General features: G+C 28.0%; 4 protein-coding genes and 2 pseudogenes. 2 read left to right on the forward strand and 4 right to left on the reverse strand.

What is annotated here, in order from left to right:
- The first annotated feature begins 52 nt into the window (after window positions 1-52).
- On the forward strand, window positions 53-904 hold the full coding sequence (locus HMPREF3125_RS03770; protein WP_070452030.1) for a replication initiation protein: 852 nt from the start codon (window positions 53-55) through the stop codon (window positions 902-904).
- Window positions 905-995: 91 nt separating this feature from the next.
- On the opposite strand, the gene HMPREF3125_RS03775 is transcribed toward HMPREF3125_RS03770, so the two are convergent.
- The 4 genes and pseudogenes from HMPREF3125_RS03775 to HMPREF3125_RS13160 all read right to left on the reverse strand — a co-directional run bounded on the left by HMPREF3125_RS03775 (window position 996) and on the right by HMPREF3125_RS13160 (window position 5593).
- The gene (locus HMPREF3125_RS03775) at window positions 996-1913 is read right to left on the reverse strand and encodes a cation efflux transmembrane domain-containing protein (protein WP_070452033.1); all 918 of its coding nucleotides are present in this window, start codon (window positions 1911-1913) and stop codon (window positions 996-998) included.
- 154 nt (window positions 1914-2067) lie between these two features.
- Window positions 2068-3396, reverse strand: a complete 1329-nt coding sequence (potE, locus tag HMPREF3125_RS03780) for a putrescine-ornithine antiporter (RefSeq protein ID WP_070452035.1) — start codon at window positions 3394-3396, stop codon at window positions 2068-2070.
- Between the two features lie 22 nt (window positions 3397-3418).
- Window positions 3419-5130 (reverse strand): annotated as a pseudogene (gene speC, locus HMPREF3125_RS13155) (ornithine decarboxylase).
- Entirely contained in the window at window positions 5075-5593 is a 519-nt protein-coding gene (locus tag HMPREF3125_RS13160; protein ID WP_305366813.1) for an Orn/Lys/Arg decarboxylase N-terminal domain-containing protein, read from the reverse strand. The pseudogene speC and the gene HMPREF3125_RS13160 overlap by 56 nt, the downstream one beginning before the upstream one ends.
- An 896-nt stretch (window positions 5594-6489) precedes the next feature.
- Between HMPREF3125_RS13160 and trpS the strand changes: the two are divergent.
- Window positions 6490-7496, forward strand: a pseudogene (gene trpS, locus HMPREF3125_RS03790) (tryptophan--tRNA ligase).
- Window positions 7497-7772 lie beyond the last annotated feature (276 nt).

The raw sequence follows: 7772 nt of genomic DNA on the forward strand, positions 1-7772 counted from the left end.
TAAAGGCATAGTTTTTTTGTTGTTATGCCTTTGTTGAAAGGAGAGTTATTATATGAGCGGAGAAACTGTTATTTACAAAAATGAAATGAATTTAGTTCCATTACGACGCTTTACTGCTACTGAAATTAACTTATTTTTTGCTATGTGTAATAAGCTCAAAGAACAAGATACTAATACACTTCATTTATCTTTTGATGAACTCAAAGAATTAAGTAATTACAGTCCAGAAACACGTAACATTAACAGGTTTGTAGATGATCTCCAAAGAGTTTACGATAAGATGTTAGATATCAGATATACTATTAGAACTGAAACAAAAATTAAAAAATTTGTCTTATTCTATAAGTATGAAATAGATATATCGGAAAAATATTTAGAAATTGCTACTTCTCCTGATTTAAAATATATCTTAAATTCAATTACGAATAACTTTACTAAATTTGAATTAAAAGAGATGACACACCTTAAATCTACCTATTCAAAAAATATGTTTAGATTACTTAAACAATATAAACATACTGGCTATATGAAGATTAAAATTGAAGACTTTAGAGAACGATTAGATATTCCAGAATCTTATAGAATGTCTAATATTAACCAATTTGTTTTAACACCGATTATCAAGGAGCTCTCTCCAATATTTAATAACCTCAATATCAATAAAATCAAAGCTAAAAAAGGACGTAAAATTGAATGGTTAGAATTTACTTTTGACTCTGAGAAACGCATTCACAGTAAACGACAACCTCAAATGGCGGATATAGGTAAGTCACGACAATATATAAGTCGTGAGAAAACACCTAAATGGTTAACAGATCCTGATGAATATAAAGATAAAATTGACTCCGAATTTGAAAAAGATAGAGAAGAGTTTTTAAAACAACTTGGAGTAAATTGGGAGTAATAAAAAATTAGCCCTTCAAATGAAGGGCTAAAACCATAATTAGTATAAATTACATTGTTATTATAACATTTTACACTGATTAAAGAAATAATCAATTTATTTGTCTTGAATAATAATCTTCTGTAAAAGAAATATTTAACCATTTATCAAAATTTGTAAAGTTTTGATTAATTTCTTCAATTATTTCATTTCTGTATTCATCAGCCTGTTTAATATTTTGAATATAAGAATCTTTATTAACTATATTTTGTAAATCAATATAAATTACTTGTCCCATTTTAGATATTCTAATATCCTCATCTTTAATATTATATTTGAGATTTTTTTCTTTTACAATATTATAAATATCATATTGTACTTCTTCTGAAGCAGACATTGATATAATTTCTTTACCGCTTTTATAAAGAAGTCTTATGGGCATAATTATTAAAATTAAACCAGCAATTAAAACTAAAACAGGATCTATATAAGGTATTAACCAATATAATCCAATATACTTGAATATAAACATTAAAATAAACCCCAATACTAATCCAAAACTTACGCAAGTATCTAATAACCATTGAAACATTTCTGCATATATTAAATCTGATTTTTTTCTATTTTTAGATAGTAATAAACAAATTATCCCACATCCTATAAAAGAAAAAATACCATAAAACAAACCTATATTAGCATTAATATCTCTACCACCTTGCATAATAGCGTAAATTGATGAAACTAATGATAATATACAAAGAAGAAGAAGAATAGAAGAATTAAAAACTATTGTAAGAGGTTGAAAAATATATTTACCGAATGGAAATGACTCACTACTAGGCTTTTTTATAATAATAGAAGTATAAAGTGATAAAGCTGATATTAACAAGCTTAAAACAGCATATAATCCATCAAGCAAAACCATATCACTATTTGAAATAATACCTAAAAATATTCCAACTACTGAAAAAATTAACGCTCCAGAAGTTGATATAGTGAGAATATGACTTATTTCATTATTTTTTTTCATGTTATCTTATCCTTTAATGTTATTAATATTTTTATTTTACTCCTATATCAACGGGGGTTCAAAATAAATATAATATATATCATAAAAAGCAGTCTAAGAAGCGAACTGCGCTTCTTAGACTGCTTTTTATTTTATATAAAATCTCACAATGCTTTTATATATCAGTATCTTTAGATTTTCCTGTATCAAATCTATATGAGATTAATCCATAAAGAGTCCACCCAGCAAATGTGACTATAGCTCCATAATAAACAGCTATTCCACCTGAAGAGTAGATAGCATATAAAGTATATATACCAGCTAAAATTGCTATAATATTAGTCCATCTCATGGCTTTATTAGAAATATTTGTTGATGTTTCTTTTTGCATAGACTTAATACTTGCCATTGTCAACACATAAGGTACTGCATTGGTTACAACTGCTAAATTAACTAATATTGTAAATTGTTTAGATAAAGATGGGCTAACTGTCATTAATGAAATTAAAGTTTGTAATACAGTAATAATTACCATTCCAATTAAAGGTGTACCATTTCCAATAGTTTTAGCAAAAACTTTTGGAAAATATTTTTCAACTGCTGAACTTCTAAATACTTCTGCAATAGTAAATTGCCAACCAATTAAAGATCCAAAACAAGATATTATCATTAAAGCAATAACAATATTACCAATAGTAGGATTAAACATATGACTAAATGCTAATCCAAATGGCGCACTAGATTTAGCTAAATCTTTTATAGGAGAAATACCTAAAATTACATTTGTAGATAAAATATACATAATTGCTGCACCTATAGTTCCACCCATTACAGCAATAGGTACATTTTTTTTAGGATTCTCTACAGCATCACTATTTGCAGCAGCAGATTCAAGTCCTAAGAATGCCCAAAGTGTTATAGAAATAGATTTCCCCATTCCCTCTATAAAACTATAGTTATGAGGATTCCAAGATGAAGCAAAGTTACTACCACTAAAATAGAACCATCCAACAATACTAATAAAGACTACTGGTAAAATAACGCCCCATACTGTAAATGAACTAATTCTACCTGTAATATTTGCTCCACCGAAGTTTAATATTGTTGCAACCCAAAGAACTACTATAGTCCATAGTGCTGTGGCAAGAGGTGATAAATGAACATTAAACAATACAGCAATATAACCTACTGAAGATATAGCAATAGCAGCATTAGCTATCACTAAAGAGAGTCCATAAGTATAATTAGTATGGAATGCTCCAGCTTTACCAAACGAATATTCAGCATATCCCCCCATTCCACCACCTTTTGAACTATATAAACCAGCTCTTGCAAATATAAAAGCTAACATTGTAGCTCCAATTGTTGTTATAATCCAAGAAAGTATTGACATTGTACCAACTTGTGCAAGGTTAGTAGGTAACATAATAATACCTGAGCCCATCATATTAACAGCAGTAACAATAGTTAATTGAGTAACGCTCATTTTTTTATTTTCAGCCATAATAATGCACCTTTCTCATTTATTATTTATCTAATACATAACCGAATGCTTTAATTCGATCATTAACTTTTTCAAAATAAACACCTTGAATTTCAGGAGCAAATCCAGGAAATTCATTAATACCTTCTTCTAGAATTTTGAAATATGTTTTGGCTGTTTCATTCCATTTTTTCTCCTGGACTACACAGAAGATACCTGGTGGATAAGGTAATGCTCCTTCAAGAGCTATTTCACCTACAATATCATCCAAATCAACTAATTTAGCATTGTTTTTTAATAATTCAATATTTGCATCATAAGGTTTCATACTATATTCAGGTAAATAATCTTTTAAGAACTTTTCTTTTGAAATTCTTTAGTATTGCGTTTTTTATAAAAATCATGTAATTCTTGACACAATTCACAAATAGTATAATTTTTATATCTTTCGTAATTATTATAATATAAACGAGGTAAAACCACTTCTAAAGGTGCATCTTGGTCAATATATTTTTCAAATTGAATTAATTTAGCAATTAAATTATTCATTTTCGCTGTATCTTCAGCAGGAGTCATTAAAAATAGAATAGAATTTAAATCATTCTTCTCTGGTATAATTCCATTTTCACGTAAATAATTAGCTAAAATTACTGCTGGTATACCAAATTTCTTATAAGAGTCATCTTTAGAATTAATTCCTGGAGTTGTTAATAAAAATTTATTGGGATCAATATAATATTGATCTTTACCGTAACCTTTAAATCCGTGCCATTTTTCATCTGGATTAAATTTCCAATAGTCTAAATTACTTATAATTTCTTCAGTACTAGCTTTTTCCCAATTTTCACCATGAACTGTTTCTGGAATAAATGGTTTTATATACTTACAATTTTTTAAAATAGTTTTTCTAGCATTAGTAGAAACAGTTAAACAATCATTCCAAAGTTTTTCCCCTAATTTTCCTTCTTGCATTTTTGCATTTATATCTAAAGAAGCAAACAGAGGATAAAATGGTGATGTGGAAGCATATTGCATATATGCATTATTGAATCTTTTATGATTAATATAACGTTTTTGTCCTTTAATATGTTTATCTTTTTTATGAATTTGAGAAGCTTGAGAAAAACCAGCTTGTTGTTTATGAGTTGATTGTACAACTAAAATACCAGGGTCATTTTCGTCCAAGTCTAATAATAAAGGTGAAGATTTTTTCATTAATGGAATAAATTGTTCATAACCAACCCATGCTGAATCAAATAAAATGTAATCACATAAATGACCAATTTTTTCTACTACTTTTTTGGCATTGTAAATTGTTCCATCATAAGTTCCTAATTGAATAATTGCTAATCTAAATGGTCCTTCCCATTTAGCTCTCTCTGGATCTACTTTAGCAGCTTGTTCTCTTAAATATTTTTCATCAAAATCTTCTTCATAAATACCACCTATAAAACCATAAGAATCTCTTGAAGTTTGCATATAAACTGGACGACCGCCATCTTTAACAAGTGCTGAATTATAAGCAGATTTATGATTATTTCTATCAAATAATACTAAATCATCTGGCATTATTGCAGAAGTTATAGCGATATTATTAGATGTTGTAGAACCATTCATAACAAAATATGTTTTGTCTGCATTGTATACTTTAGCAGCATGTTTTTGTGCTTCTACAGCCGGTCCTTCATGAATTAAAAGATCACCTAAATCTACGTCTGCATTGCCAATTATCTGCTCTAAATAAATTTTCTCCAAAGAAATTATAAAATTGTTTTCCCGCTGGATGTTTAGTAAAATACTGTCCTCCTTGATGTCCAGGACAATCAAATTGGATATTACCTCTTTCAGAATAATTAACTAATGTGTTGAAAAATGGAGGAAGTATATTTTTTTCATATTTAGATATTAAATAATCTAATTTTTTTGAAACATAGTCTATATTGAAATTATTAATATCAATAATAAAGTCTACAGATTCAAGGTCTATTTTATTATTTGAATGTTTATTATTAATATTTTCGTAATTTGTAACTAATAATACAGGAATATCCAATAGTTCTTCTTTTAACGATTCTAAGAAAACGTTCTCATAATCCATTAAAATTATTGCTCCTACATCAACAAAATCTGTACTATTATCATGAATTGATACTATTTCCCTATCACTATTAAAGTAATCTCTAGCTTTTTCAGAAGCTGCAACTTTTAAAAAATTCATAATAACTAACCCCTTTTCCTAAATTTAAATATTTTAGTTATCTTCAAGACCATAGTACTACTTTTAGAAAATATTGTTAACACTTTCACAATAAAAATATGAAAATGTTTAATAAATATCATTATATATCTTTAATTTTCTAAAATTGTAATTAATTATCTAAAATATAATTTTTTGTAACGAGAAATAGGAAGAATATCAAAATCTCATAAGATATAACCAAATATGAATAGATGATTTTACAAAAAGCATAAGAAAGGATATACTGAAAGTAACAAATGAATTGCTAACTAGCATATACAAAACCCCCCACAGCCTGCCAAAGCTTTGTGGGGGGGTTAATTTTATCTATTCAGTTTGTCTGAAATATAGTTCGCAACTATACCAGCTATAAACTGATACGATAAAACTTGCAACAAATGAAATCGCGACTAGCATATACAACACCTCCTTTATGCACGGAAGTGCTTCCCAATTATAACAAAACTCCTATAACCTGTATGCAATATCTGAATATGATAAATCATCACAAGTAAACAAGTTTAATAGTTTACGTGTATATTTGTTTAATAGTAAATAAGTATATGAATGAATAAATATTTGTGTGGTTTACACTTGTGTAAATGATAAAAGTGTAACTTACATAAATATACAAAAGTTCTCTTCATGAAAATGCATGAAAACGTGTGGTTAAGGGTATGTATAAAATGTGAATAGTCCATGAATTCACATAAAAGATAGAAACGCCGTTAAATCAGCGTTTCTCTCTTTTCATTTAGTTTACATAATTACTGATTATAGGTAGTTGGAATGTATACAATATAAACTCTTTTAAAAATTCAGAAAAAAATTTATCCTATAGAAAATGATGATTTTAATATAAAGGAGCTAGTCAAATGCAAAAAGAAAATTTATTAACGGGTGATAGACCTACTGGAAAATTACACATTGGCCATTATATAGGATCACTTAAAAAAAGAGTTGAATTACAAGACCAATTTAATAGCTTTATAATGATAGCCGATCAACAAGCATTAACTGATAACGCTAGAAATCCTGAAAAAATTCGTAATAGTTTAACAGAAGTTGTATTAGATTATTTATCAGTAGGTATAGATCCATCAAAGTCTAATATATTTGTTCAGTCTCAAATACCAGAATTAAATGAATTAACGATGCATTATTTAAACTTAGTTACATTATCCAGATTAAAAAGAAATCCTACTGTAAAAAATGAAATGAAAAAAAAAAATTTGGAGAAAGAGTTCCAGCCGGTTTTTTAATATATCCGATTAGTCAAACTGCTGATATTACAGCATTTAAAACATCGGTAGTTCCCGTAGGAGAAGATCAAATACCTATGATAGAACAAGCTAATGAAATTGTTAAAACGTTTAACACTACATACAATCAAAATATATTATACAAATCTAAAGCCTTACTACCTAGAAAAGGTTTAGGTAGACTTCCAGGAACTGACGGGAAAGCTAAGATGAGTAAGTCTTTAGACAATGCGATTTATTTATCGGACTCTCCAGATACTATTAGAAAGAAAATTATGTCAATGTATACGGATCCTAACCATGTTCATATCAATGATCCTGGACAAATAGAAGGAAATACTGTCTTTACTTATTTAGATGCCTTCTGTTCAGATACAGATCAATTATTAAAATTAAAAAATCACTATCAAAAAGGTGGCTTAGGCGATGTCAAAATTAAAAACTATTTAAATGAAATAATACAAAGTGAATTAGAACCTATTCGTAATAAAAGACAGGACTATCAGAATAATATGGACTATGTATATGATGTACTCAAAAAAGGTAGTGAAAACGCTCGTTCAATAGCAACTGACACTCTCTTTGATGTAAGACAAGCAATAGGTATTAATTATTTTTAGAATTTATTGAAAATAATAATTATGTGTGAGAATATTTAATTACAGTAAAAAGAGAGGACATTATATATGAAAAATAATTAAGGTCGTAGTAATTGGAAATGGTCACGTTGGATCAAGTTATTCATTCTTAATGGCTTCTGAATCGAACACTAGTATAGACGAAATAGCGATAATATCTAAACATGAAAATGTTGTAAGATGAATCAACTGAACGAGATACAAGCGTCACGAACAATTATTAACGACGATCGAGACCACGGCCTCGAACTTTAATCA

The organism is Staphylococcus sp. HMSC13A10, assembly GCF_001808005.1.
GTDB classification, from domain to species: Bacteria; Bacillota; Bacilli; order Staphylococcales; family Staphylococcaceae; genus Staphylococcus; species Staphylococcus pasteuri.

Bases quoted from the DNA above. Each gene is read 5' to 3' on its own strand.
- HMPREF3125_RS03775 (WP_070452033.1), bottom strand. From the start codon at position 1,913: ATGAAAAAAAATAATGAAATAAGTCATATTCTCACTATATCAACTTCT.
- potE (WP_070452035.1), bottom strand. From the start codon at position 3,396: ATGGCTGAAAATAAAAAAATGAGCGTTACTCAATTAACTATTGTTACT.
- HMPREF3125_RS03770 (WP_070452030.1), top strand. From the start codon at position 53: ATGAGCGGAGAAACTGTTATTTACAAAAATGAAATGAATTTAGTTCCA.
- HMPREF3125_RS13160 (WP_305366813.1), bottom strand. From the start codon at position 5,593: ATGAATTTTTTAAAAGTTGCAGCTTCTGAAAAAGCTAGAGATTACTTT.